General features: G+C 58.7%; 26 protein-coding genes and 1 tRNA gene. 22 read left to right on the top strand and 5 right to left on the bottom strand.

The window, feature by feature from the left end; translation table 11 throughout:
- The first annotated feature begins 30 nt into the window (after positions 1-30).
- A complete protein-coding gene (gene rlmD, locus ACNOHI_RS08945; RefSeq protein ID WP_420474311.1) occupies positions 31-1,374 on the top strand; it encodes a 23S rRNA (uracil(1939)-C(5))-methyltransferase RlmD in 1,344 nt (447 codons plus the stop codon).
- Positions 1,375-1,436: 62 nt separating this feature from the next.
- On the opposite strand, the gene ACNOHI_RS08950 is transcribed toward rlmD, so the two are convergent.
- Positions 1,437-2,129 (bottom strand): Bax inhibitor-1/YccA family protein, encoded by a 693-nt coding sequence (locus ACNOHI_RS08950; protein ID WP_420474363.1) that lies wholly within the window; start codon positions 2,127-2,129, stop codon positions 1,437-1,439.
- A gap of 196 nt (positions 2,130-2,325) precedes the next feature.
- Between ACNOHI_RS08950 and ndk the strand changes: the two genes are divergently transcribed.
- The 17 genes from ndk to ACNOHI_RS09035 all read left to right on the top strand — a co-directional run bounded on the left by ndk (position 2,326) and on the right by ACNOHI_RS09035 (position 18,583).
- A complete protein-coding gene (ndk, locus tag ACNOHI_RS08955; protein ID WP_420474312.1) occupies positions 2,326-2,751 on the top strand; it encodes a nucleoside-diphosphate kinase in 426 nt (141 codons plus the stop codon).
- Positions 2,752-2,818: 67 nt separating this feature from the next.
- Complete coding sequence (gene rlmN / locus ACNOHI_RS08960) at positions 2,819-3,988, top strand: 23S rRNA (adenine(2503)-C(2))-methyltransferase RlmN (protein WP_420474313.1); 1,170 nt, start codon at positions 2,819-2,821, stop codon at positions 3,986-3,988.
- Positions 3,989-3,999: 11 nt separating this feature from the next.
- Positions 4,000-4,785, top strand: a complete 786-nt coding sequence (gene pilW / locus ACNOHI_RS08965) for a type IV pilus biogenesis/stability protein PilW (protein ID WP_420474314.1) — start codon at positions 4,000-4,002, stop codon at positions 4,783-4,785.
- Positions 4,778-5,731, top strand: coding sequence for a RodZ domain-containing protein (locus tag ACNOHI_RS08970; protein WP_420474315.1), 954 nt, complete (start codon positions 4,778-4,780; stop codon positions 5,729-5,731). Before pilW ends, ACNOHI_RS08970 begins: the two co-directional genes overlap by 8 nt.
- Before the next feature lie 10 nt (positions 5,732-5,741).
- Positions 5,742-7,013, top strand: a complete 1,272-nt coding sequence (ispG, locus tag ACNOHI_RS08975; RefSeq protein ID WP_420474316.1) for a flavodoxin-dependent (E)-4-hydroxy-3-methylbut-2-enyl-diphosphate synthase — start codon at positions 5,742-5,744, stop codon at positions 7,011-7,013.
- Between the two features lie 27 nt (positions 7,014-7,040).
- Positions 7,041-8,387: a histidine--tRNA ligase gene (gene hisS, locus ACNOHI_RS08980; protein ID WP_420474317.1), complete on the top strand. Its 1,347-nt coding sequence runs from the start codon at positions 7,041-7,043 to the stop codon at positions 8,385-8,387.
- A gap of 12 nt (positions 8,388-8,399) precedes the next feature.
- Positions 8,400-9,050 (top strand): tetratricopeptide repeat protein, encoded by a 651-nt coding sequence (locus tag ACNOHI_RS08985; protein WP_420474318.1) that lies wholly within the window; start codon positions 8,400-8,402, stop codon positions 9,048-9,050.
- 24 nt (positions 9,051-9,074) lie between these two features.
- Positions 9,075-10,223 carry an outer membrane protein assembly factor BamB gene (bamB, locus tag ACNOHI_RS08990; protein WP_420474319.1) on the top strand — a complete coding sequence of 383 codons (1,149 nt, stop codon included), beginning with the start codon at positions 9,075-9,077 and terminating at the stop codon, positions 10,221-10,223.
- A gap of 7 nt (positions 10,224-10,230) precedes the next feature.
- Entirely contained in the window at positions 10,231-11,574 is a 1,344-nt protein-coding gene (gene der / locus ACNOHI_RS08995; protein ID WP_420474320.1) for a ribosome biogenesis GTPase Der, read from the top strand.
- 121 nt (positions 11,575-11,695) lie between these two features.
- Positions 11,696-11,932 (top strand): RNA chaperone Hfq, encoded by a 237-nt coding sequence (gene hfq, locus ACNOHI_RS09000; RefSeq protein WP_057291543.1) that lies wholly within the window; start codon positions 11,696-11,698, stop codon positions 11,930-11,932.
- 27 nt (positions 11,933-11,959) lie between these two features.
- Complete coding sequence (hflX, locus tag ACNOHI_RS09005; protein ID WP_420474321.1) at positions 11,960-13,081, top strand: GTPase HflX; 1,122 nt, start codon at positions 11,960-11,962, stop codon at positions 13,079-13,081.
- Between the two features lie 78 nt (positions 13,082-13,159).
- Entirely contained in the window at positions 13,160-14,449 is a 1,290-nt protein-coding gene (hflK, locus tag ACNOHI_RS09010; protein WP_420474322.1) for an FtsH protease activity modulator HflK, read from the top strand.
- Complete coding sequence (gene hflC, locus ACNOHI_RS09015; RefSeq protein ID WP_420474323.1) at positions 14,449-15,342, top strand: protease modulator HflC; 894 nt, start codon at positions 14,449-14,451, stop codon at positions 15,340-15,342. Before hflK ends, hflC begins: the two co-directional genes overlap by 1 nt.
- A gap of 12 nt (positions 15,343-15,354) precedes the next feature.
- Entirely contained in the window at positions 15,355-15,549 is a 195-nt protein-coding gene (locus ACNOHI_RS09020) for a DUF2065 domain-containing protein (protein ID WP_420474324.1), read from the top strand.
- A gap of 16 nt (positions 15,550-15,565) precedes the next feature.
- Positions 15,566-16,717 (top strand): ATP phosphoribosyltransferase regulatory subunit, encoded by a 1,152-nt coding sequence (locus ACNOHI_RS09025; protein WP_420474325.1) that lies wholly within the window; start codon positions 15,566-15,568, stop codon positions 16,715-16,717.
- Between the two features lie 4 nt (positions 16,718-16,721).
- On the top strand, positions 16,722-18,020 hold the full coding sequence (locus ACNOHI_RS09030; protein WP_420474326.1) for an adenylosuccinate synthase: 1,299 nt from the start codon (positions 16,722-16,724) through the stop codon (positions 18,018-18,020).
- 26 nt (positions 18,021-18,046) lie between these two features.
- Complete coding sequence (locus tag ACNOHI_RS09035; protein WP_420474364.1) at positions 18,047-18,583, top strand: phosphoribosyltransferase; 537 nt, start codon at positions 18,047-18,049, stop codon at positions 18,581-18,583.
- Between the two features lie 194 nt (positions 18,584-18,777).
- Here the strand turns inward: ACNOHI_RS09035 and ACNOHI_RS09040 are convergent.
- Positions 18,778-18,864 (bottom strand) — tRNA-Leu (locus ACNOHI_RS09040).
- Positions 18,865-19,020: 156 nt separating this feature from the next.
- On the opposite strand from ACNOHI_RS09040, the gene rnr reads away from it, so the two are divergent.
- The 4 genes from rnr (at position 19,021) to ACNOHI_RS09060 (ending at position 23,728) form a co-directional block, all read left to right on the top strand.
- Positions 19,021-21,459 carry a ribonuclease R gene (gene rnr / locus ACNOHI_RS09045; RefSeq protein ID WP_420474327.1) on the top strand — a complete coding sequence of 813 codons (2,439 nt, stop codon included), beginning with the start codon at positions 19,021-19,023 and terminating at the stop codon, positions 21,457-21,459.
- Positions 21,460-21,462: 3 nt separating this feature from the next.
- Positions 21,463-22,203 carry a 23S rRNA (guanosine(2251)-2'-O)-methyltransferase RlmB gene (rlmB, locus tag ACNOHI_RS09050; protein WP_420474328.1) on the top strand — a complete coding sequence of 247 codons (741 nt, stop codon included), beginning with the start codon at positions 21,463-21,465 and terminating at the stop codon, positions 22,201-22,203.
- A 72-nt stretch (positions 22,204-22,275) separates the two neighbouring features.
- Positions 22,276-23,028: a serine O-acetyltransferase gene (gene cysE, locus ACNOHI_RS09055; protein WP_420474329.1), complete on the top strand. Its 753-nt coding sequence runs from the start codon at positions 22,276-22,278 to the stop codon at positions 23,026-23,028.
- 10 nt (positions 23,029-23,038) lie between these two features.
- Positions 23,039-23,728 carry a YceH family protein gene (locus ACNOHI_RS09060; protein WP_420474330.1) on the top strand — a complete coding sequence of 230 codons (690 nt, stop codon included), beginning with the start codon at positions 23,039-23,041 and terminating at the stop codon, positions 23,726-23,728.
- Here the strand turns inward: ACNOHI_RS09060 and ACNOHI_RS09065 are convergent.
- Genes ACNOHI_RS09065 through ACNOHI_RS09075 form a run of 3 tightly spaced genes read right to left on the bottom strand, consistent with a single transcriptional unit; the run spans position 23,725 to position 25,656 of the window.
- Positions 23,725-24,531: a UDP-2,3-diacylglucosamine diphosphatase gene (locus ACNOHI_RS09065; protein ID WP_420474331.1), complete on the bottom strand. Its 807-nt coding sequence runs from the start codon at positions 24,529-24,531 to the stop codon at positions 23,725-23,727. The genes ACNOHI_RS09060 and ACNOHI_RS09065 overlap by 4 nt on opposite strands.
- Before the next feature lie 34 nt (positions 24,532-24,565).
- Positions 24,566-25,054, bottom strand: a complete 489-nt coding sequence (locus tag ACNOHI_RS09070) for a peptidylprolyl isomerase (protein ID WP_420474332.1) — start codon at positions 25,052-25,054, stop codon at positions 24,566-24,568.
- Between the two features lie 23 nt (positions 25,055-25,077).
- Positions 25,078-25,656 carry a peptidylprolyl isomerase gene (locus ACNOHI_RS09075; RefSeq protein WP_420474333.1) on the bottom strand — a complete coding sequence of 193 codons (579 nt, stop codon included), beginning with the start codon at positions 25,654-25,656 and terminating at the stop codon, positions 25,078-25,080.
- Between the last annotated feature and the right edge of the window lie 213 nt (positions 25,657-25,869).

Below are 25,869 nucleotides of genomic sequence, written 5' to 3' on the forward strand. Positions count from 1 at the left end.
CACGCGCCCGGTATTTCTTTTTTTGTAGCCATGCAGCAGAACTTTATCGAAATCGAATCCCTTGACATGGAAGGCCGCGGAGTTGGCCACCTGACCAACGAGGACGGCACGCCCGGCAAGGTCATCTTCGTCGAAGGCGCCTTGCCCGGGGAGCGCGTCAGCTTCCAGTCCTTTCGCAAGAAGCCGAAATGGGAAGCGGCCACACTGACCGAACTGCATAGCGAATCTTCGTTGCGCGTCGATCCGAAATGCGCATATTTCGGCATTTGCGGCGGATGTGCAATGCAGCACCTTGAGCCCGCCGCGCAGGTCGCGATCAAGCAACGTGTATTGGAGGACAATCTCTGGCACATCGGGAAGGTGCGCGCCGAACGCATGATGCGGCCTATCTACGGTCCTACTTGGGGTTATCGCTACCGTGCGCGTCTGTCCGTGCGAAATGTGCAGAAGAAGGGTGGCGTCCTGGTCGGCTTCCATGAACGGAAGTCATCCTTTATCGCCGATATGAAGACCTGCGAAATCCTGCCGCCCAACGTCTCTGCCATGCTCGTGCCGTTGCGCCGGGTGGTCGAGTCGCTGACGATTTTCGAGCAGATGCCCCAGATCGAACTGGCAGTCGGCGAAAGCGTGACGGCGCTGGTCCTGCGCATCATGGCGCCACTGACCGCTGAGGACGAACAGAAACTGCGCGCCTTTGCCGATGAATACCGGATCCAATGGTGGCTCCAGCCCAAGGGGCCGGACACCGTCTATCCGTTCTACCCCACAGATGTTCAGCTTGAATACGTGCTTCCGGAATTCGGCGTGCGCATGCCGTTCAAGCCAACCGATTTTACGCAGGTCAACCATCACATCAACCGGGTGCTGGTCGCCAAGGCGCTGAGTCTCCTGGGTGTGCAGCCTGGAGAGCGCGTGGCCGACCTGTTTTGCGGCCTGGGCAATTTCACGCTTCCGCTTGCCACACAGGCAAAAGAGGTCGTGGGGATCGAGGGAAGCACCGCGCTCACCGAACGCGCGCTCGCCAATGCCCGGGCCAATGGCCTTGACGGCAAGACGACGTTCCATTGCCGGAACCTGTTTGAAGCGACTGCGGATGACTTCGCCGCCCTTGGCCGCTTCGACCGCATGCTGATCGATCCGCCGCGGGAGGGGGCAATTGCCGTGTGCCAGGCAATTGTTGCGCTGGGTGAGCAGCATCCGGAAATGAAGCCGAAACGGCTTGTCTATGTCTCGTGCAGTCCGTCCACGCTTGCCCGCGATGCTGGTTACCTGGTGCACCAGGGTGGCTATACCTTGAGACAGGCTGGCGTTGTTAACATGTTCCCCCACACCGCGCATGTGGAGTCCATTGCGGTGTTTGACCTTGCGGCGTAAATCGCTCCACGCAATAAAAAAGCCGGCTCTTCAGCCGGCTTTTTACATCGTTTACTGCGGTATCAGTCGTTATCGCCGCCAAAGATGCCAAGCAGCGCCAGCAGGTTGCTGAAAATATTGTAAACGTCCAGGTAGATGGCAAGCGTCGCGGTGATGTAATTGGTTTCGCCGCCGTTGATCACCTGCTGAACGTCATATAGAATAAATGCTGAAAAAATGCCGATGGCGAGGACCGACACGGCCAGGTAGAGCGCGGGCAGTTGCAGGAAGACGTTTGCCAGCGCTGCGACCAAGATGACAAGAACGCCTGCAAACAACCATTTCCCCATCCCCGAGAAATCGCGCTTCGATACCGTCGCAATCGAGGCCATCGCGGCAAAAATGGTCGCCGTACCGCCAAATGCGGTCATGATCAACGATGCGCCGTTCGAGAATCCGAGAACGTGACCGATCAAGCGCGACAGCATCAGGCCCATGAAGAATGTGAAGCCGAGCAGGATGGCGACACCCAACCCGGAATTCTTCGTCCGTTCAATTGCATAAAAGAAACCAAATGCAATCGCCAGGAAAACCATGAACCCGATGAACGGGCTGCCCGCGAAGAACGTGAATTTGAGCTGAACACCCAGCCAGGCTCCGATTACCGTGGGCACCATGGAGAGGGCGAGCAGCCAATAGGTGTTGCGCAACACGCGGTTGCGAACGACCAGCGCTTCCGACGGAGCGCTGTAGGTATGCTGCAGGTTTTGGTCCATATTGCCTCCAACGACGTTTTGCAAGGATGAAAGTGGTAAAAGCATAACACGCACATCTTCAGTATAGATGAACGCGTGGATGTTAAGTTCGGCAAGGGCGATGCATCGGGTGGAAGGGCTTTCGTGCTACAATTAAAGGTTAGTTGATTTCTCAATTGATAACCTTAACCCTTTATTTTTATTGGAGTTTTTACAGATGGCAATCGAACGCACCCTGTCGATCATCAAACCGGACGCAGTCGCAAAGAACGTTATCGGCCAAATCTACACCCGCTTCGAAAACGCCGGCCTGAAGATCGTCGCTTCGCGTATGGCTCAACTGTCCCGCGCTGAAGCCGAAGGCTTCTACGCCGTGCACCGCGAGCGCCCCTTCTTCAAGGACCTGGTTGACTTCATGGTTTCCGGCCCGGTCATGATCCAGGTGCTGGAAGGCGAAAACGCGATTGCCAAGAATCGTGAACTGATGGGCGCCACCGATCCGAAGAAGGCTGACAAGGGCACCATCCGTGCCGATTTCGCCGATTCCATCGACGCCAACGCTGTGCATGGCTCCGACGCCGCCGAAACCGCCAAGGTCGAAATCGCGTATTTCTTCCCGGCCCTGAACGTTTACTCCCGCTAATTTGACATTGCGTTCACCTTGATGGATTGTTTATTTTCAAGGTTGAACGCAGGAATGAAATACTTCTATGACGGCTCTCACCAACCTGCTGGATCTCGATCCCGCGCAACTTGTCGCCTACTGCGGCGAGTTGGGTGAGAAACCGTTTCGCGCCAAGCAATTGCAGCGCTGGATCCACCAATTCGGCGCCAGCGACTTCGATGCGATGACCGATCTCGCAAAATCCTTGCGGGACAAGCTCAAATCGCGCGCGACGATTACTGCACCCAAGATCATCAGTGATCACATTTCCTCCGACGGCACCCGCAAATGGCTGCTGGACGTCGGGCAGGGGAATGCGGTCGAAACCGTATTTATCCCGGAAGAAAACCGCGGAACGCTATGCGTGTCCACGCAGGCCGGGTGTGCGGTCAATTGCCGATTCTGCTCCACAGGCAAGCAGGGCTTCAGCCGCAATCTGTCGGTAGGCGAAATCATTGGCCAACTATGGATGGCGGAGTTCGAATTGCGCCGCACCAAGGGCATCGAGCCGGGACCCAAGGGGGAGCGCCAGATTACCAATGTCGTCATGATGGGAATGGGCGAGCCGCTGCTCAATTTCGAGCCGACAGTGACGGCGCTCAAGCTGATGCTTGACGATAACGCCTACGGACTGTCCCGCCGTCGCGTCACGGTTTCAACCAGCGGCGTCGTGCCGATGATCGACAAGCTGTCGCAGGATTGCCCGGTCGCCCTCGCCGTGTCACTGCACGCGTCCAACGACCCGTTGCGCGATGGCCTGGTGCCATTGAACAAGAAGTACCCGCTGAAGGAGTTGATGGCGGCGTGCCGGCGTTACCTCGAGTTTGCGCCGCGCGATTTCATTACCTTCGAATACTGCATGCTGGACGGCGTCAACGACACGGATACCCATGCGCGTGAACTTATCGCGCTCGTGCAAAACGGCGCCGAATCCGTGCCGTGCAAGTTCAATCTGATTCCGTTCAATCCTTTCCCTGAGTCGGGCCTGACGCGTTCCAACAATACGCGCATCAAGGCTTTTGCCCAGGTCCTGATCGATGCTGGCATTGTCACGACGATCAGGAAGACGCGCGGCGACGATATCGATGCCGCTTGCGGGCAGCTCGCGGGCGAAGTGCAGGACCGTACCCGTGTGCAGGAACGCATGCAGAAGATGGCGGAATACCAGGAAAAATTCGGAAAGAATTTTGGTCGTATCGTCGAGGTGCCCAGGTGACGACAATCCGGGTGAATGCTTTGCTCGCGGCCTTGATTGCGTCCGCGGCGTTCCTGACTGGTTGCGCATCCGGTCCCACTCCCGCGCCGCAGGGGGAGGCACCCGCAACCTCCGACCAGACAGATAACCGTCGTCGCGCACAGATTCGCCTGCAGCTCGCCGTGGGTTACTACGAGCAGCGCCAGATGGCCGTCGCGCTTGACGAGATCCGACAGGCACTCGTCGCCGATCCGTCATTCGCCGACGCCTATGTCATGCGTGCACTGATCTACATGGACATGGGCGAAAACAAGCTGGCCGAAGAAAACTTCCTCCAGGCGATCAAGTTGTCCCCGAATACACCGGATTTCAACAATAACTATGGATGGTTCCTGTGCCAGAACGGCCGTGAAAAGGAATCGATCGTCTATTTTGACGCGGCATTAAAGAACAGGGCTTACCAGTCGCCGGCAAAGGCGTTGAATAACGCCGGAATCTGCAGCATGAAGCTGAAGAACAAGGCCGCTGCCGAGCGCTACTTTTCCCAGGCTTTCCAGTACGATCCGGGCAATCCGACGACCAATTCCAACTTGGCGCGCATTTACTACGACCAGGGCGACTATGAGCGCGCACGCTTCTACATCGGACGCGTGATGAAGTCGGACGTCATGACCGCTGACGTGCTTTGGCTGGCCATCAAGGTCGAGCGCAAGCTAGGCGACCGTGCGGCCGAAACAAGCCTGGCCACGCAATTGCGTCGCCGCCATGGCGGCTCTGCTGAATTCGCAGCGTATCAACGCGGAGCATTTGATGAGTGATTCCGGAGTAAACGACCAGCCGGTCTCCAGCGAAGCGGAGGACCGGCTGCCGAAGACGTCGCCAGGCGCGCGGCTCGCCGCATTGCGCGAGGAGCGCGGCTGGAGCGTCGAGCAAGTGGCAAGCCAGTTGAATCTTGCCCCCCGCCAGGTCCTGGCAATCGAGCGCGACGATTATGCGGCCCTTCCAGGCATGGCGATCGTGCGCGGTTTTGTCCGCGCCTACGCGAAGCTGCTGAAAATCGACGCTGTTCCTCTGCTCGCCGACCTCGGCGGAGAAACCGTCCTTGTACACAATTCACTCACGCCGCAAAAGTCGCTGTCGACGCCTTTTGCCGATTCACGCATGCCGTCCATGACGGAGCGCCCCGGCGTTTCGTCCAAGTGGGTGGTGGGTGCACTGTTGCTCGTGCTGGTGGCCGTCGGCATCTGGGCGGGCCGGCACCGTGGCGAACAACTCGATGTCTCGGAGTCCTCTTCGTCAGCGGTCAAGGAGAGTCCCGCATCCGCGGCGAGCGCAGATGAAATGAAGCCGTCCGCCGAGTTGAAAACTGAGGTGCCCGTTACTCCGCCCGCCGAGGCAAGCGCTCCCGTAACGGCCATCAGCGAAGCGCCGCCGCAGCCGGGCGCGCCAGCGGTGCAGACTTCCCCTGCGCCTGCCGCGGTCGCAACGCAGCCCGCGATGACAGACGCAGCGCCTGCCGCAGGCAAGGATGGACTCCAACTCAAGGTGCGCGAGGAATCGTGGATCGAAATCCGTCGAAGCGGTGACAATAGCGTCCTTCTGTCGCGCATTGTGAAGTCCGGCGAGACAGAAAATGTGCAGGTTGCCGAACCCGTCACTGTCGTGATCGGCAATGCTTCTGGTGTGGATGCGAGCCTGCGCGGCGCCCCTCTGGAATTGAAGGCAAACGCCAAGAACAATGTCGCCCGTTTAACCGTGAAGTAGGCAGCGAATAATGGCACTTCCGAATTTACCTATCGACTCCGGCCCGCTGCAGAGACGCAAGACGCGCGCAGTCGCAATTCGCTATGCGGGTAAAACGGTCATGGTTGGTGGCGGCGCGCCCGTCATGGTCCAGTCGATGACCAATACCGACACGGCCGATGCGATCGGCACCGCAATCCAGATCAAGGATCTTGCGCGCGCCGGATCCGAGGTCGTGCGCATCACGGTCAACAATCCGGAAGCGGCGGCCGCGGTGATTGCGATTCGCGAACAGCTCGACAAGATGGGTGTCGACGTCCCTCTCGTCGGCGATTTTCATTACAACGGCCACAAGCTCCTGAATGATTTTCCCGAGTGCGCTCGGGCTTTGTCCAAATACCGCATCAATCCGGGCAACGTGGGGCAGGGCGCCAAGCGCGACACCCAGTTTGCTCAGATGATCGAAACGGCCTGCAGGTACGACAAACCGGTGCGCATTGGTGTGAACTGGGGAAGCCTTGACCAGGACCTGCTGGCGCGCATCATGGACGAAAACGCCCTGCGTTCCGAACCCTGGGATGCCAAGGCGGTGATGTACGAAGCGCTGGTGACGTCCGCAATCGAAAATGCACGCCGTGCGGAAGAACTGGGACTGGCCGGCGACAAGATCATCCTCTCGTGCAAGGTGTCCGGTGTACAGGACCTTATCGCCGTCTACCGCGAACTCGCCCGCCGTTGTGATTACCCATTGCACCTCGGCTTGACCGAGGCGGGCATGGGGAGCAAGGGCATTGTTGCGTCCACGGCTGCGCTATCGGTCCTTCTACAGGAAGGCATTGGGGACACAATCCGGATTTCGCTTACGCCGGAGCCCGGCGGCGACCGTACGAAGGAAGTCGTGGTTGGTCAAGAAATCCTGCAAACGATGGGCTTGCGGAAGTTCACTCCCATGGTCATTGCCTGCCCTGGCTGCGGACGCACGACGTCGACCGTGTTCCAGGAGCTTGCCGACCGCATCCAGACCTATTTGCGCGACCAGATGCCGGTATGGAAGAAGCAGTATCCCGGGGTCGAGAACATGAACGTTGCTGTCATGGGCTGCATCGTCAATGGTCCGGGCGAATCCAAGCATGCAAATATCGGCATCAGCCTGCCGGGTACCGGCGAGTCGCCGGCAGCACCGGTATTTGTCGATGGCGAAAAGAAGGTCACCTTGCGCGGCGACCGTATCGCAGAAGAGTTCCAGGCTATCGTCCTGGATTATGTGAAAACCCGTTACGGCAGTACCGCCGTCGAGAACTGATCGACGCGCGCATTGCCTCCAAAGAGCATGTCTGACAACAAGAAAGCAGAGAAGATCTTCGGCGTAAAAGGGATGAACGACATCCTGCCCGCCGATGCACCATTGTGGGAACTGTTTGAAAACACCGTGCAATCGGTGTTGAAGAGCTACGGCTACCAGCAGATCCGCACGCCGATCGTCGAACCGACGCCGCTGTTTGCGCGCGGACTCGGGGCAGTTACCGATATCGTCGAAAAGGAAATGTACTCCTTCGTCGACACCATGAATGGCGACCAGCTGACGCTCCGTCCCGAGAGCACCGCGGGCGTCGTGCGTGCCGCACTTGAGCACAACCTGACCTACGACGGTCCGAAGCGCCTCTGGTACGCCGGCCCGATGTTCCGTCACGAGAAGCCGCAACGCGGACGCTACCGCCAGTTCCATCAGGTAGGCGCGGAAGCGCTCGGCTTTACCGGCCCGGATATCGACGCCGAACTCATCATGCTCTGCCAGCGCCTGTGGGATGACCTCGGGCTGGACAACATCCGCCTTGAACTGAATTCGATCGGAAACGCCGAGGAACGCAATCGCCATCGTGCGGATTTGATTGCCTACTTCGAGCAGCACAAGGAATTGCTGGATGCGGACGCACAGCGCCGCCTGCATTCCAATCCCTTGCGCATCCTCGATACCAAGAATCCCGCCATGCAGGAGATGGTCAACAAGGCGCCCCAGCTGCTCGATTACCTCGGCGATGAGTCGCGCGCGCACTTCGAAGGTGTCCAGCGCATCCTGCGCAACAACAGCATCCCGTTCACGATCAATCCGCGTCTCGTTCGTGGCATGGATTACTACAATCGCACGGTCTTCGAATGGGTCACCGACCAGCTTGGTTCCCAAGGTACGGTGTGCGGCGGCGGCCGTTACGATCCTTTGATCGAAATGTTCGGAGGCAAACCTACGCCGGCTTGTGGCTTTGCCATCGGTGTTGAGCGCCTTCTCGAACTTCTCAAGGCATCGGGCGAACAGTTCACTCCGAACCAGTGCGACGTGTACGTGGTGCATCAGGGGGACGCGGCGCAGGAACAGGCTTTCGTGGTCGCCGAGAGGCTGCGTGACGCCGGCCTCGACGTTGTCCTGAACTGCGCGTCGTCGAATGGCGGAAGCAGCTTCAAATCACAGATGAAGCGTGCCGATGCAAGCGGCGCCAACTACGCGGTGATTATCGGTGACGACGAAGTCGCCAAAGGCATCGTCGCCGTCAAGAATCTGCGTTCAGAAGACACGGAAAACAACCAGACGACCGTTCCCCTCGAATCTGTCGTCAACTACGTCGTTGATCAGACGCTGTGCGGCGACGAGTGCGACGATCCGACGCATCACCATCACCACTAACATCAAGACATCATGGCATACGATCTCGAAGAACAAGAACAGCTAGCCACGCTCAAGGCATGGTGGAATCAGTACGGCAATCTCCTTACCTGGCTGTTGATCATCGCCTTGGCGGGTTACGCTGCCTGGACCGGTTGGAACTACTACCAGCGCAACCAGGCGGCCCAAGCCGGCCAGTTGTATGAAGAGCTGCAAAAGGCCGCTGCGTCGAAGGATAACGGCAAGGTTCAGCGCGCCGCGATTGATATGACCGCCAAGTTCGGCGGCACGGCCTATGCCCAGATGGCGGCACTGGCAGCAGCAAAGAGCGCCTTCGATGCGAATGACTTGAAGACAGCAAAGACCCAGCTGCAATGGGTTGTGGACAATGGTACGTCCGATGAGTACAAGGCGATAGCAAAAATCCGTCTTGCCGGCATTATGCTTGACGAGAAAGCGTATGACGAAGGCCTGAAACTCCTTGCCGGCGATTTCCCCGCGCAGTTTGCCGGCCCCGTTGCCGACCGCAAGGGTGACATCCTCGTTGCACAGTCCAAGATCGACGATGCGCGCGCCGCGTACAAGGCCGCCCTCGAAAAGACCGATGGAAAAAACCCCGCGCGGCAGTTGATTCAGTTGAAGCTGGACGCATTGGGCGGTGAGCAGGCCAAGGGCGCTGCTTAACAAGAAAAACGACAAGGGGAAGAAATGCGTATTGCGGTGAAGCTGACGTGTGTCGGCATGGTCGCCCTCGTGGCGGGCTGCTCCTCATTGAATCCATTTGCGAGCAAGCCGGCTCCGCGAAACCCGCCGGCGGCGCTCGAGGATTTCAAGCAGACGCTGGGTGTCCGGACCGCGTGGTCGACTTCAGTCGGCACTGCAGGCGAGTTCGTGTTTTCGCCCGCTGTCGCCGGGAACAACGTGTTTGCTGCGGGAGCTGACGGTACCGTGGTCAGGATCGACGCCGGCAGTGGCCGTACCGTGTGGCGTATCAATACTGATGCGCGCCTTACCTCTGGCGTAGGCAGCGACGGCAATACCGTAGCGGTTGCAGCGGAAAAGGGTGTCCTGCTTGCGCTCGACATTGATGGCAAGGTGCGCTGGAAAGCGCAGGCATCGAGCGAGATTCTTTCCGCTCCAGCAGTCGGGCAAGGCGTGATCGTCGTGCGTAGCGTCGATAACCGCATCACAGCCTATGATGCGGAAACCGGCTCGCGCCGTTGGGCCGTGCAACGCACGTCTCCCCCCTTGACCCTGCGCACGGCTCCGGGCATTGCAGTGTCCGGTACTACCGCTTATGTCGCGCTGCCCGGAGGCCGCTTGCTTGCACTCGCCCTTAGCAATGGCGGTGCGCGCTGGGAAGTTGCGGTCGGTGATCCTCGTGGAACAACCGAGCTCGAACGGATTGCCGACCTGTCCGGCACGCCCTTTGTCGCCGGGCGGGACGTTTGTGCGGTCGCTTATCAGGGCAGGGTGGCCTGCTTTGATGCCACCAGTGGCGCACCCCGTTGGGCCAAGGACATGTCAAGCGAGGTCGGCGTAGCTGTCGACGAGCGCAATGTTTACGCTGCCGACGAGCGCGGCGCCGTAACCGCATTGGCCCGCGATACTGGCTCTGGTGCATGGCGCAACAACAAGCTGGCCAACCGCCGCCTGTCGTCCCCGGTCGTGATGGCGCGCGCACTTGCCGTCGGCGATACCGAGGGCTATATCCATTTCCTGTCTCGCGAGGATGGCGCATTCCTCGCCCGCGTTTCGACAGACGGCAGCCGCGTGGTTGCAGTATCTCCGCTTTCGGCCAACAGCGCCGTTTTCCAGACGCAAGCGGGAACAATTGTTGCCTTGGCAACAGAGTGAGTATTGAATGAAGCCGGTAATAGCATTAGTAGGCCGACCGAACGTCGGTAAATCCACGTTGTTCAACCGGCTGACCCGGTCGCGCGATGCATTGGTTGCCGACCTTCCGGGTCTGACCCGCGACCGCCACTATGGCGAAGGCCGGGTCGGCGAGCGTCCTTTCCTGGTCATCGATACCGGCGGTTTTGAGCCGGTCGCCAAGGAAGGCATCATGCACGAGATGGCCAAGCAGACGAAGCAGGCGGTCGTGGAAGCGGATGTGGTTGTTTTCATCGTCGACGGCCGCCAGGGCATGACGCCGCATGACAAGACCATCACCGATTTCCTGCGCAAGGCCGGACGGCCGGTCATGCTGGTCGTGAACAAGGCCGAGGGCATGAAGTACACGTCGGTGACGGCGGATTTCTACGAGCTTGGCCTCGGTGACCCCTACGTTATCTCGGCAGCGCACGGCGACGGGGTGCCTGACCTGGTCAATGAAGCCCTAGACCTCGCTATTGCCCAGCGCCCCCCGGAAGACGCGCCCGTCGACCCAGGCCAAAAGGGGGTCAAGATCGCCATTGTCGGCCGTCCAAACGTCGGCAAGTCGACCTTGGTGAACACCCTCCTGGGTGAAGATCGCGTCATTGCGTTCGACATGCCGGGCACGACCCGCGACGCAATCGAAATTCCATTCGAGCGTGACGGCAAGCACTACACGTTGATCGATACAGCCGGTATTCGCCGACGCGGCAAAGTATTCGAGGCGATCGAAAAATTCTCGGTCGTCAAAACCCTGCAATCGATTTCCGAAGCGAATGTCGTTCTCCTGCTTCTTGATGCCCAGCAGGACATCTCCGAACAGGATGCGCATATCGCTGGATTCGTCCTCGAATCCGGACGCGCGCTGGTTGTTGCGGTGAACAAATGGGACGGCCTTGAATCGGATCGGCGCGACGAGATCAAGATCGATATCGAGCGCAAGCTCAACTTCCTGTTTTTCGCGAAATTTCACTTTATCTCGGCGCTCAAGGCCAGCGGCATTGCCCCAATGATGAAGTCGATCGATTCCGCCTATGCCGCGGCAATGGCAAAGCTATCGACGCCACGCCTGACACGCGCCCTGATTGAAGCCGTCGAGCATCAGCAGCCGCGCCGCAAAGGCTCGATTCGCCCCAAGCTTCGCTACGCGCACCAGGGCGGCATGAATCCACCGGTTGTGGTTATCCACGGAAACGCGCTCGAGTCGCTGGATGACAATTACAAGCGGTATCTCGAGAAACACTTCCGCGAAACTTTTTCGTTGGTCGGCACTCCATTACGTATCGAACTGCGTTCAAGCAAGAATCCTTTTGCCAAGTCTCAAAAATAGCCATTCTCTTGGCAGGAAACGCAAAAATCGATTACATTCGTAATTCATATATCAGGGAAGCACTTGAAATCCTTCGGGGTGCCTCCAACTCCACATCACAAAACTACACAATGGAGCCGTCATGAGCAATAAAGGGCAACTGTTACAAGACCCCTTCCTCAACGCCTTACGCAAAGAGCATGTTCCCGTTTCGATCTATCTCGTCAACGGAATCAAGCTGCAGGGACACATCGAGTCGTTCGACCAGTACGTCGTACTGCTCCGCAATACCGTGACGCAAATGGTGTACAAGCATGCCATTTCCACGGTGGTACCGGCTCGTGCCGTCAATATCAATGTCGAATCCGACGCGGAATAACATATCGTTGCCTCGTCTTTCCCCCTTATGCGCGCTGCATTAGTCGGCGTCGATTTCGGCAAGGGTGACTTTGCCGCAAGCCTCGAAGAACTGTCCCTGCTGTCGAAATCGGCCGGGGCAGAGCCCTCTGTAACCATCACAGGAAAACGTTCCAGTCCGGATGCCGCCCTGTTTGTCGGCTCCGGCAAGGCAAGCGAGATTGCCGAGGCTGTCTCGCGCGAGGGCCTCGACATCGTCATCTTCAACCATGCGCTGTCGCCAGCCCAACAGCGTAACCTCGAGCGGCACCTGAAGACCCGTGTCGTCGACCGCACTAGCCTGATCCTGGATATCTTCGCGCAGCGCGCGCAGAGCCACGAAGGCAAGGTGCAGGTTGAGCTGGCGCAGTTGCAGCACCTCGCTACACGCCTCGTCCGCGGATGGACCCACCTGGAGCGGCAGAAGGGCGGTATTGGCTTGCGTGGTCCTGGTGAAACCCAGCTCGAGACCGACCGTCGTTTGCTCGGTGATCGGGTGAAGGCACTGCGAATCCGGCTCGACAAGCTGCAGCGGCAACGTGAAACCCAGCGTCGTGCACGCGGCCGGAACAACACCTTTTCTGTGTCCCTCGTTGGCTATACCAATGCTGGAAAATCCACGCTGTTCAATTCGCTGACGAAGGCCCAGGCTTACGCAGCAGACCAGTTATTCGCGACGCTCGACACGACGTCGCGCCGCATTTTCCTCGGCGACGCGGGCAATATCGTCATTTCCGACACTGTCGGATTCATTCGGGAACTGCCGCACCAACTCGTGGCCGCTTTCCGCGCCACGCTGGAAGAGACGATTCACGCCGACCTCCTGCTGCACGTTGTCGATGCAGCCAGTCCTACACGGATGGAGCAGATCGAGCAGGTCAATGCCGTACTCGCAGAGATCGGCGCCGATCATATTCCCCAGATTCTGGTGTGGAACAAGATCGACGCAGCAGGGCTGGAACCGGCTTTGGAGCGTGATGAATATGATAAAATCCGGCGTGTTTTCATAAGCGCCCAGACGGGGACCGGCCTCAATCTGCTACGCGAAGCCGTCACCGAATATGCGAAGGCAAGCACAATGGCGCGTCTAGATCGTCTGCCTGTACCCGAGCAGCACGATGCACGAACCTAGGGACGTTTCAATTCGTCAGAGGCCCTCACAGCAAGCCAGCCGTACAACCCTTTAACAACAAAGCCGGATAACGAGAGAATGCCCGTTCCTCTATTCAAAAAAATCGGCCTGAAGTTCTCACTGAACGATCCCCGTTGGGGCCGCGGCTCTCAGGACAATGGTCAGAACCAAAACCAGGATGGCAAGCGGCCCAATGACGGCCCGCCGGATCTCGATCAGCTATGGCGCGAATTCAACCAGCGGCTAAACCGGCTCTTCGGCAACAAGGGCGGGCGAGGTGGCGATGGTGGCGGATTCAATCCTGATGCGCGGGGCGCCGGTATCGGGGTCGGACTAATCGCAGCGATCATCGGATTTCTGTGGCTCGTCAGCGGCTTTTTCATTGTCCAGGAAGGGCAGACTGGCGTTGTGCTCACCTTCGGCAAGTACAGCCATTCCACGCCGGCAGGCTTCAACTGGCGTTGGCCTTATCCTATTCAAAGCCACGAAGTCGTCAACGTCTCGCAGGTTCGGACAGTCGAAGTCGGCTACCGTTCCACCGTCCGCAACAAGCAGGCGAAGGAATCGCTGATGCTGACCGACGATGAAAACATCATCGACATCCAGTTCGCGGTCCAGTACAAGCTCAAGAATGCATCCGAGTGGCTGTTCAACAATCGCGAGCAGGATGAGCTTGTCCGCCAAGTGGCGGAAACCTCGATCCGCGAGATTGTCGGCCGCAGCAAGATGGACTTCGTACTCTATGAAGGCCGCGAAAAGGTGGCATTCGACGTCAGCCAGCTGATGCAGCAGATCACAGACCGCTACAAGGCAGGTATCCAGATCACGAATGTCACCATGCAGGCAGTACAGCCGCCCGAGCAGGTGCAGGCTGCATTCGATGATGCGGTAAAGGCGGGCCAGGATCGCGAGCGCCAGAAAAACGAAGGCCAGGCGTATGCGAACGATGTAATTCCGCGTGCCCGCGGTGCAGCGTCGCGATTGCTCCAGGAAGCGGAGGCCTATCGTTCACGCGTCGTCGCGAATGCACAAGGTGACGCATCCCGATTCAAGCAGGTGCTTGCAGAGTACCAGAAGGCGCCTGCCGTGACGCGTGACCGTATGTACCTGGATACGATGCAGCAGATTTTTACCAATACAACAAAGATCATGGTTGACAGCAAGAGTGGCAGCAATTTGCTGTACCTGCCGCTCGATAAACTGATTTCCCAGGCGGCCAGCGATACTTCCAAGGCCAGCGGAGCAGTCGTGCCGCAGGCCTCGAACCAGCCCCAGGCTCCGGAACCACTGCAATCGATGGAAACGCAACGACAAAAGGATTCGCGCAGTCGCGATGGCCGTGATTCTCGTGACAGGGAGGCGCGATAATGAACCGTCTCGTCTCTTACACCATCGCAGGACTGATTCTTCTTTCGATCCTGTTGTCGACGCTGTTTGTCGTCGACCAGCGCCAGTACGCGATCGTATTCGCCCTTGGCGAGGTCAAGAAAGTCATCAGCGAGCCTGGCCTGCATTTCAAATTGCCGCCACCGTTCCAGAACGTTGTCGTCCTCGACAAGCGTATTCTGACGCTTGACACGCCGGAGGCAGACCGCTTCATCACCGCGGAGAAGAAGAACATCCTGGTGGATGCCTACGTGAAGTGGCGCATTCTTGATCCGCGCTTGTATTTCATCAGCTTCACCGGCGACGAGCGCCGCGCCCAGGACCGCATGTCGCAGATCATCAAGGCGGCGCTGAACGAGGAAATCACCAAGCGTACCGTCCGCGAAGTCATCTCGGGAGAGCGCGGTAAAGTGATGAGCGCCATTCAGAAGAAGGTGACCGACGAGGCAAAGCAGATCGGCGTTGAAATCATCGACGTTCGCCTCAAGCGTGTGGATTACGTCGAGCAGATCAATAACTCCGTGTATGACCGCATGAAGGCGGAGCGCACACGCGTCGCCAATGAGCTGCGTTCGACCGGTGCTGCAGAATCTGAAAAGATCCGCGCGGATGCCGATCGCCAGCGCACGGTTATTTTGGCCGAGGCTTATCGTGAGGCAGAGAATATTCGTGGTGACGGCGATGCCAAGGCAACGCAGATCTACGCGCAGGCTTTCGGGCAGAACCCGGAGTTCTTCAAGTTTTACCGCAGTCTTGAGGCTTATCGTGCCAGCTTCAAGAACCGGAATGACATGATGGTCATCGACCCGAACTCCGAATTCTTCAAGTATTTCAAGAGCACGGGAGCGGGGGCAGCACCCAGTCCGAAGAAGTAAATCGGACTGGAAGTGAAAAGCCTGTTGTTTTTCGCGCTTGGCCTGATGCTCCTGCTTGAGGGTATCATTCCATTTCTTTTCCCAAGGCAATGGCGCGACACAATTAACCGCATCGCTCAACTGACCGACGGACAAATTCGTTTCGTCGGTCTTCTTGTTTTGTTATGCGGTTTGGCGACGCTCAGCTTGGTTCACATTTTTTCTTAAAGCAGTATTTCCTGACATGCCAAATTGGCTACTTCCTGAAAACATTGCCGACGTTTTGCCGTCCGAAGCGCGCAAGATCGAAGAGTTGCGACGTTCGCTTCTCGACAACTTCCGTTTGTACGGCTATGAGCTCGTCATGCCACCCATGCTGGAGTACCTGGAGTCGTTACTCACCGGTGCAGGGCAGGATATGAACCTGCGCATATTCAAGCTGGTGGACCAACTTTCAGGCCGGACGCTAGGAATTCGCGCTGACATGACAACCCAGGTGGCGCGCATCGACGCGCACCTCTTGAATCGTTCATCGGTTACGCGGCTTTGCTACGCGGGCAGCGTTCTGCATACGCGCCCATCCGGCCTCCATGCGACCCGCGAACCCCTGCAAATCGGTGCTGAAATCTACGGGCATAAAGGGCTTGAGGCGGATGCGGAAATCCAGGAATTGGCGCTGGCCTCGCTGAATCTTGCAGGCATGACCGAGGTTCGCCTGGATTTGTGCCATGTTGGCGTCCTGCGCGCGATTGTCGAAAACGACGCAAATGCCCGGAAGTGTGAAAACGAGCTGTTTACCTTGCTCGAATGTAAAGATATTCCCGGCTTGCGTACATTGACACAGGATTTCGATGCCACGACGCGGGAAGCCTTGTTGGCCCTGCCGAATCTCTACGGCGATGCGTCGACAATTGCCCGTGCGCGGAAAGTGCTGCCCAATCTGCCTGGCATTGCCAACGCCCTGGATGAATTGGAGTTGCTATCCAGTCAAGCGGGCAGGGCCAGTGTCACGATCGATCTGGCCGATTTGCGCGGTTATCATTATCACAGCGGCGTCATGTTCGCCGCCTATGTTCCCGGCTTGCCAAATGCCGTTGCGCGTGGCGGGCGGTACGACCACGTTGGCGAGGCTTTTGGCCGCGCGCGTCCCGCGACGGGTTTTTCCATGGATTTGCGTGAACTGGCACGGCTTCTCCCAATTGCCGACCGCAAGCGGGCTATTCGCGCGCCATGGGGAACGGAACCCGCGTTGCGCCAGAAGATTGCCGAACTGCGAAAGGCTGGTGAGGTCGTCATCCAAGCGCTTCCGGGACATGAAAACGATCAGGATGAATTCGACTGCGATCGTGCAGTCGTGTTTGAAAACGGTAACTGGACTCTCACAAAACTAGGTTAATAGCATGGCAAAGAACGTTGTCGTCATCGGCACCCAGTGGGGCGATGAAGGAAAAGGCAAGATCGTCGATTGGCTGACCGATCACGCGCAAGGTGTGGTTCGCTTCCAGGGTGGGCACAATGCCGGCCATACGCTGGTCATCGGCGGCCAGAAGACGGCCCTTCAACTGATCCCCTCGGGCATCATGCGCGCGGGCGTCGCCTGCTATATCGGAAATGGCGTCGTACTGTCGGTGCCCGATCTCCTGCGTGAAATCGATAAGCTGCAAGGCGTCGGCGTGGAGGTTGTCTCCCGCCTGAAAGTGTCCGAGGCATGTCCAGTCATTCTTCCGTATCACACAGCACTGGATGCCGCGCGTGAAGCGGCGCGTGGTGCCGCAAAGATCGGCACGACCGGAAAAGGCATCGGCCCGACCTACGAAGATAAGGTTGCGCGCCGTGCCATCCGCGTTGCGGACCTTCTCAACGAGCAGCGTTTTGCCGAGAAGCTGAAAGAGAATCTCGACTATCACAACTTCGTCTTGGCCAACTACCTGAAGGCGCAACCGGTCGACTATCAAAAGACCCTGGACGACGCGCTGGCTACCGTGCCGCGTATCAGGCCGATGGTTGCAGACGTGTCCAGCGCGCTGTATTCGGCGTACAAGGCGGGTGCCAGCCTGTTGTTCGAAGGCGCGCAGGGTAGCCTGCTTGACGTCGACCACGGCACGTATCCGTTCGTCACATCGAGCAACTGCGTGGCGGGCAATGCCGCCGCAGGTTCGGGCGTCGGTCCGAACATGTTGCACTACATTATGGGCATCACGAAGGCGTACACGACGCGTGTGGGTTCGGGCCCGTTCCCCTCGGAACTCCCGACCGATCAAGGCGTCGGCAAGCATCTGGCAAGCGTCGGCCATGAATTCGGTACGGTGACTGGTCGTGCGCGCCGCTGCGGCTGGTTTGACGCCGCACTGCTGCGCCGTTCAGTGCAAATCAACGGCGTCTCGGGCATGTGCCTGACGAAGCTCGACGTGCTCGATGGGCTCGAAACGCTGCAGCTTTGCACGGGCTACAAGCTCGACGGCAAGGTGGTCGACGTGTTCCCGGTTGGCGCGGAAGACGCTGGCCGCTGCGAGCCGATTTATGAGCAGATGCCCGGCTGGACCGAATCGACGGTTGGCGCGAAGTCCATGGACGCGCTGCCGGCAAACGCGCGCGCGTACGTAAAGCGCATCGAAGAACTGGTCGGCGTGCCGGTCGACATGGTGTCCACTGGACCGGACCGTGAAGAGACAATCGTCCTTCGCCATCCCTTTGCTTGATTGGAACTGAGATGACTGAAAAGGCAATCGGCGTCTCGGACGACAAGGACCTCTGGGTATCCTGGGATGACTACAACCGCGCGGTCGTAGGGCTGGCGCGCATGGTGCACGAGTCGGGCTGGAAGTTCGACCAGGTGCTGTGCCTTGCGCGCGGCGGATTGCGTCCGGGGGATATTTTCTCGCGCATTTTTGACGTGCCGCTGGCGATCCTCTCGACCAGTTCGTATCGCGAGGATGCTGGTATGACCCAGGGTAAGCTGGATATTGCGAAGCACATCACCATGACCAAGGGAAGCCTGGGCGGCAAGGTATTGCTCCTGGATGACCTCGTGGATTCCGGTGTAACGCTGGAGAAGGTACAGGGGCATCTGAAGGAGAATTTCCCTGCAGTGACCGAAGTGAAATCCGCAGTGATCTGGTGCAAGGCATGTTCTGCCGTGCGCCCGGACTTCTACTTCCAGTACCTGCCCACCAACCCCTGGATCCATCAGCCGTTCGAGGAATACGACAGCCTGCGTCCGCACCAGCTGGCGGCATGGTTGAAGAAGGGCGAAGTCGGCTGACCAGAACTTGCCGGTTGATTCAGACTCAAATTCGTCTGGATTCGCCGGATGAGGATCGGAAAGTAAAAACCCGTTGGCAGAACCAACGGGTTTTTTCATTTTTGGGTGCCAGTGGGGTTGAAGCGAGTGGGGCGGGGAGGCGTTTTCGAAACGCAGAAAAGGAAAAGGCCCGCCGAAGCGGGCCTTTAGAACCTTGGTGCCCAGAAGAGGACTCGAACCTCCACAGTGTTGCCACCGCTAGGACCTGAACCTAGTGCGTCTACCAATTCCGCCATCTGGGCGATGCGAAAGACCAAGATTATAGCGGAAAATTCGGGGATGTCAAATCTCGTACGACATCTTTTTTCGGGCAGGGGCGGGTGGCAATGTGTTAGGTAAATACAACGGTAGTCCGTTACACTAGCCCTGTCATGACAATAATGAACTGAAGTACCCTTTTGAGCCAATATTCATACACGATTCCCAGCCGGGAGGAGATTCTCGGCATCCTACGCACCGCGGCCGCGCCACAGGATGTGCACTCGCTCGCTGCGGCCCTCGACGTCAAACCGGAAGAACTGGACGGCCTTACGCGCCGCTTGAATGCGATGGAACGTGACGGTCAGATCAAGCCGAGCCGCAACGGCGCCTATCAACTTGCGCATCAACCGAATTTCATTGAGGGCCGCGTCAATGGACATCGCGACGGCTACGGATTCCTCACACCCGAAGACGGCAGCGAAGACATTTTCCTGCCTGAAAAGGAAATGCAGAAAGTACTGCACGGTGATCGCGTGCAGATCCGCATCGCCGGCACCGATCGCCGCGGCAGGCCGGAAGGCACGATCGTCGAGGTGCTGGAACGCGCCAACACGCACGTGATCGGTCGCCTGCTGAACGAGAATGGGGTGTGGATCGTTGCTCCTGAAGACAAGCGCATCGGCCAGGACATCCTGTTGACCGGGTCACCAGGCAAGGCGAAGACGGGGCAGGTGGTCAGCGTCGAACTCATCGAGCAGCCTTCGCGATATACCCAGCCGGTTGGCAAGATCGTCGAAGTCCTCGGCGACATTGACGACCCCGGCATGGAAATTGAAATCGCGGTACGCAAATACGGCGTGCCGCATGAGTTTTCCGACGCAGCGAAAAAGCTTGCCGCGAAATTGCCCGGTGAAGTTCGCGAAGCGGATCTCATCGATCGCGTCGACCTCCGAGACATTCCGCTTGTCACCATTGACGGTGAAGATGCGCGCGACTTCGACGACGCGGTCTATTGCGAGCCGGTGAAGATCGGCCGCACGAAGGGGTTCCGCCTGATTGTCGCGATTGCCGACGTCAGCCATTATGTAAAGCCGGGCGATGCGCTGGACAGCGATGCGCTGGAACGCAGTACCTCGGTCTACTTCCCGCGCCGCGTTATTCCCATGCTGCCGGAGAAGCTCTCCAATGGCCTGTGTTCCCTCAATCCCGCCGTGGACCGCCTCACCCTCGTCTGCGATGCCGTCATTACCGCAAAGGGCGAGATCAAGGCGTACCAGTTCTATCCGGCCGTCATGCACTCGGCGGCGCGGCTGACTTATACGGAAGTCGCATCAATCCTCTCGAATACAAAAGGCACGGAGGCGGCGAAACGCCAGCCACTCGTCCCGCACCTGCTTAACCTGTACGACGTGTTCAACGCCCTGCTGAAGGCGCGTCAGGAGCGGGGTGCCATTGATTTCGAGACGACAGAGACGTATATCGTCTGCAATGCTGCAGGGAAGATCGAGCAGATCGTTCCGCGTACCCGCAACGACGCGCATCGACTGATCGAGGAATGCATGCTTGCGGCCAATGTGTGTGCGGCAGACCTGCTTGCGCGTCACAAGCATCCGGGCGTCTATCGCGTGCACGCTGCGCCGTCCAAGGAGAAGCTCAACCAGGTCAGGACCTTCCTGAAGCAGATGGGATTGACGCTGGGCGGAGGCGATTCGCCGGCGGCCTCCGATTACGCGGAGCTGATTCCGAAAATCAAGCTTCGTCCCGATGCCGTCCTGTTGCAGACGATGCTGCTTCGCTCCATGCAGCAGGCAGTCTACAGTCCGGACAATATCGGCCATTTCGGCCTCGCGTATGAAGCCTACGCGCACTTCACCAGCCCGATCCGGCGTTATCCGGACCTGCTGACCCATCGTGCGATCAAGGCGATCCTGCAAGGCAAGCGTTACGTGCCCAAGGATGTAGACACCAGCCAGCTCAATACCATGCTGTCGCCCGCGGCACGGCGCATGGCCGCGCAGGACAAGGCCGAGGGCAAAAAGAAGAAGGAAGGCGACCTCGCTATCTGGGAAGCGCTCGGGATTCACTGTTCGGCAAACGAGCGCCGTGCCGACGAGGCATCACGCGATGTGGAAGCCTGGCTGAAGTGCTATTTCATTCGCGACAAACTGGGGGAAGAATTTACCGGCACCATCTCGGGTGTCGCTCCGTTCGGCATATTCGTCCAGCTCGACACCCTGTTCATCGAGGGCTTGGTGCATGTGACCGAACTGGGAGCGGATTACTTCCAATATGACGAAGTCCGCCATGAACTGCGCGGCGAGCGCACCGGTATCCGTTATCAGTTGACCGACCGCGTCACTGTGCAGGTAAGCCGGGTTGACCTCGACGCGCGCAAGATCGATTTGCGCCTCGTGACCACGCCGGACATTCGCACTGTCCTTAAGAACGAGGCGCGTCGTGCTGAGGTCGAGCCGGTTCGAGAAAAGAAGGCAAAGCCGAAAGCAAAGGCGGCCCCGCCGCGCAAGAGCGCAGCCGGAAAGACAGCAAAAGGCAAGAGTTCACGCTCGGGCACGACCGCGGCAAAGTCTGCGCGCACGACCAAGCCGCGCACGAAGGCGGGCAAAAAGAAAAGATAAGATATGAAAAGCAAATTGTTATTCGGCTTCCACGCCGTGACGGCGCGGTTGCGCCATGACGCATCGTCCGTCGAGGAAATTTATTTCGATTCCGAACGAACTGACCGCCGCATGCAGGAATTGCTGCGTGCAGCGGAGGCCGCGAAGGTGCGCATCATTCCTGTCCAGGGAGGTCGCCTCGACGGCATGGCGGGAACGCGGCGCCATCAAGGCGTGGTGGCAAAGGCGGGCGAAATGTCGCTCGCCCGCAATCTCGACGAACTCCTTGATGCCATTTCCGGTCCTCCCTTGCTGCTGATCCTGGACGGCGTGACCGATCCGCACAACCTTGGCGCCTGCCTGCGCGTGGCTGACGGCGCTGGAGCGCATGCGGTGATCGCCCCGAAGGACAGGGCAGTGGGGCTCAATGCAACGGCGGCGAAGGTGGCGAGTGGCGCCGCCGACACGGTGCCTTACATCACTGTCACGAATCTCGCGCGCACAATGCGCGAACTGAAGGAGCGCGATATCTGGCTCACGGGCACGACGGACGATGCGGAAAAGACGCTGTACGACGTCGATTTCGCCGTGCCGACGGCCCTCGTCATGGGCTCGGAAGGCGAGGGCATGCGCCGGCTCACACGCGAGAACTGCGACATGCTGGTCCGCATCCCGATGGAGGGGGCGGTCGAAAGCCTGAATGTATCGGTTGCATCAGGCGTGTGCCTGTACGAAGCGCGCCGTCAGCGCATGCGCCAAACGTGATATGCCGGCTTGCGTAGGCAAGCCGGATTCCGCGCGGTAACATTACGGCTTCACGCCATCTCACCCGTCCCTATGTTCAGCCGCATTCGCGAAGACATCGCCAGTATCATCGAACGTGACCCCGCTGCGCGCACGGCATGGGAGGTGATGACCTGTTATCCGGGTCTGCACGCGATCGTAATGCATCGCTGGGCGCACCGGTGCTGGACGCATGGATTGAAATGGCTCGGTCGCTTCATTTCGCATATCGCTCGCGGACTCACCGGAATTGAAATCCATCCGGGTGCGACGATCGGCCGGCGCGTGTTCATCGACCACGGATTTGGTGTCGTCATTGGCGAAACGGCGGAGGTGGGTGACGACTGCACGATTTACCAGGGCGTGACCTTGGGAGGCACGTCATTGAGCAAGGGGGCAAAGCGCCATCCTACGCTTGGTCGAGGCGCAATCATCGGCGCCGGCGCCAAGGTACTTGGTGGGTTCACAGTGGGGGATGGCGCAAAGGTCGGCTCGAACGCCGTTGTGGTCAAGGAGGTCCCTCCGGGGGCCACTGCAGTCGGCAATCCCGCGCATATTGTGCAAAAGGATGCCGGCAAACAGCGCGAGGACGCTGCTGCGCGCGTGTTTGCGGCTTATGGCGTGACCCTGAATGCGGATGAAGACCCCTTGTCGACGGCCCTGCACAAGTTGATCGACCACGCTGTCGCGCAGGAGCAGCAGATGCAGAGAGTTCTTGCGGCGCTGCAGGCGGCCGGCGTGGGGTGCGAGATCCTTGCGCATAAGGACAAGTTCGACGCCGAACAGTTGAACAAGCTGGTGGAATGAGGATCCTGCTATGGTGGAATTTGAATCGAATGAAGGTAGTGCGACCACGGGCGGAGGCGATCTCGTGCTCGACGCCGTGGAAGTGCGGGTTCTCGGCGTGCTTGCCGAGAAGGAGGCCCTGACGCCGGATAATTACCCGTTGTCCGTCAACGCACTCACCAACGGCTGCAACCAGCTGACGAGTCGCGATCCAGTCATGTCTGTCTCCGAAGATGTCGTGCTGGATACACTTCAGCGATTGATCCAGAAGAAGCTCGTATCGGAGGTCAGGCAAGCCGGCGCCCGTGTATCAAAGTATGAGCATCGGATGCGGATGAAATGGTCGCTTGAGCAGGACAAGCTGGCCGTGCTTGCGCTATTGATGCTGCGCGGCATGCAGACCGCTGGCGAGATTCGCGCACGGAGCGGCCGGCTGCATGACTTCGCGGCAGTGACTGACGTGGAGGCGGGACTGCAGTTCCTGATCGACAAGTACCCACCGCTGGTTGCCCGTCTTCCGCGTGCACTCGGTGAGAAGGAGGTGCGCTACATGCACCTCCTGAGCGGCGAGGAGATTCCTGAAAGGGTACCGGATGTTGTCACTGCTCCCGTGACGCGGCAGGACCGCATTGCGGAGCTCGAGTCAGAGGTTGCGCAGCTTCGTGCTGAAGTTGCGCGTCTCGGTGAACAATTCGACAGCTTCCGCAAGCAGTTCGACTAGCTCCTGATAATGGCGGCAGATACCTCGCTGCCATCGATGCCGAACCGTTTTGCAACACCTCTGCTGTCCACGGCCAGCCATCCTCCACGCGGGTCATCCGTATCGCAGTCCCAATCGGGCAATACATAACGAGTACATGTGACGCCGTTGATTTCCTTAACGTGCGTCGCTGGGCGATGCGTGTGGCCGTGAATCATGACGGTGGCGCCCGTGGATTCGAAGAGTGACCTGATCGCAGCCGGATTCACGTCCATGATTTCATAGGACTTCGAGCGCTGCGCTTCGCGGCTGCCCGTTCGCATGCCTTCGATGATCGCCTTGCGCTGAGACAGGGGCTGCGCGAGAAACTGTGCCTGCCATTGCAATTGGCGTACCTGCGCCCGAAACGCCATGTAGGGCTGGTCATCCGTGCACTGCGCGTCGCCATGGGCGAGCACGACGCGCGTTCCGGCGATATCTTCCACGTGCGGATCGGCAAGCAGGGTCAGGGCGGCCACGCGCGCGAATTCCTGTCCGACCAGGAAGTCGCGATTGCCCGCGATCCAGAAGACTTTTAAGCCGGCATCGCTCACCGCGCGAAGGGATTGTGCAATTCGCCGGTGATACGGCGTGTCGATGTCGTCATCACCTGCCCAGTACTCGAACAGGTCGCCAAGGAGATAAAGGCGCCTTGCATGTCGTGCAGGTCCTTCGAGGAATTCGATGAAGGCCTGTGTCGTGCGTGGCAGGGAATCGTGCAGATGGACGTCCGAAACAAAAAGCGCAACCGTTTCTGATTGCGCTTCCTGGGTGCCTGCAGGCATGTGATGCTCTTGCATGGTCAGAGCGGCGGTCAGCTTAGACCACTTCCGCCTTTTCAATAATCACGTTTTCGACCGGGACATCGGCGTGCATGCCGGTACGGGTGGTCTTGACCGATTTGATCTTGTCGACGACGTCGGTGCCTTCAACAACCTTGCCGAACACGCAGTAACCCCAGCCATCCTGTCCAGGATAGTCGAGGAAGCTGTTGTTCTTCACGTTGATGAAGAACTGCGCGGAGGCGGAATGGGGCGCCGAAGTGCGTGCCATTGCAATGGTGTACGGCTCGTTCTTCAGGCCGTTCTTCGCTTCGTTCTCGATCGGGTCATTCGTGGGCTTCTGCTTCATGCCCGGCTCGAAACCGCCGCCCTGGATCATGAAGCCGTCGATGACGCGATGGAAGATGGTGCCGTTGTAGTGGCCCGACTGGACGTAGGCGAGGAAATTGGCGACGGTCTTCGGTGCTTTCTCGGCGTCGAGTTCCAGCTTGAAGGTGCCGTGGTTGGTGGTGAAAATGACTGCCATGATGGTCCTTGTATGAGGTTGAATTATTTGACGATCGATGCGGACTCGATGACGACGGGCTTTGCCGGAACGTCACGGTGCATGCCGCTGTTGGTGGTTTCCACTGCCTTGATCTTGTCGACGACGTCGGTGCCCTTGACGACCTTGCCGAACACCGCATAACCCCAGCCATCCTGGCCCGGGTAGTCGAGGAAGCTGTTGTTCTTGACGTTGATGAAGAACTGCGCCGACGCGGAGTGCGGTGCGGAGGTGCGCGCCATTGCGACGCTGTACGCCTCGTTCTTCAAACCGTTCTTTGCCTCGTTCTCGATCGGTGCCTTGGTCGGCTTTTGATTCATGTCCTTGTCGAAACCGCCACCCTGGATCATGAAATTGCTGATGACGCGATGGAAAACGGTGCCGTTGTAGTGGCCACTCTTTACATACTGCAAAAAGTTCTCAACGGACTTGGGCGCCTTTTCGGGATAGAGCTCCAGCACGATTTCGCCCATGCTGGTCTTGAGCGAAACTTGCGGCGCATCGGCGGCAATTGCTGCCTCGAGCGACGAACCCAGGAACAGTGCTGCGGCCAGATGCATGAAGCGTCGACGGGTGTTTTGCATTACGGCTTCCTTTCCTCTTTACAGGCGAATGTCGATTGTGTATCTTCCGTGGCCCCTTGCCGCACGGCAGGCGAAACGGGATTGTGGCATTTCGCACTATCCGCGCCCGCTTTGACCTAGCGGGGCAGGAGGGCGGTTTCATCAATGTTATACTGAGGCGAAACCGTGCATTTTATCAAAATAAGCATGACAAAAGGGTTTCGGCAGCCCCAT

This window comes from Noviherbaspirillum sp. ST9 (assembly GCF_048799745.1).
Taxonomy (GTDB): Bacteria; Pseudomonadota; Gammaproteobacteria; order Burkholderiales; family Burkholderiaceae_D; genus Noviherbaspirillum.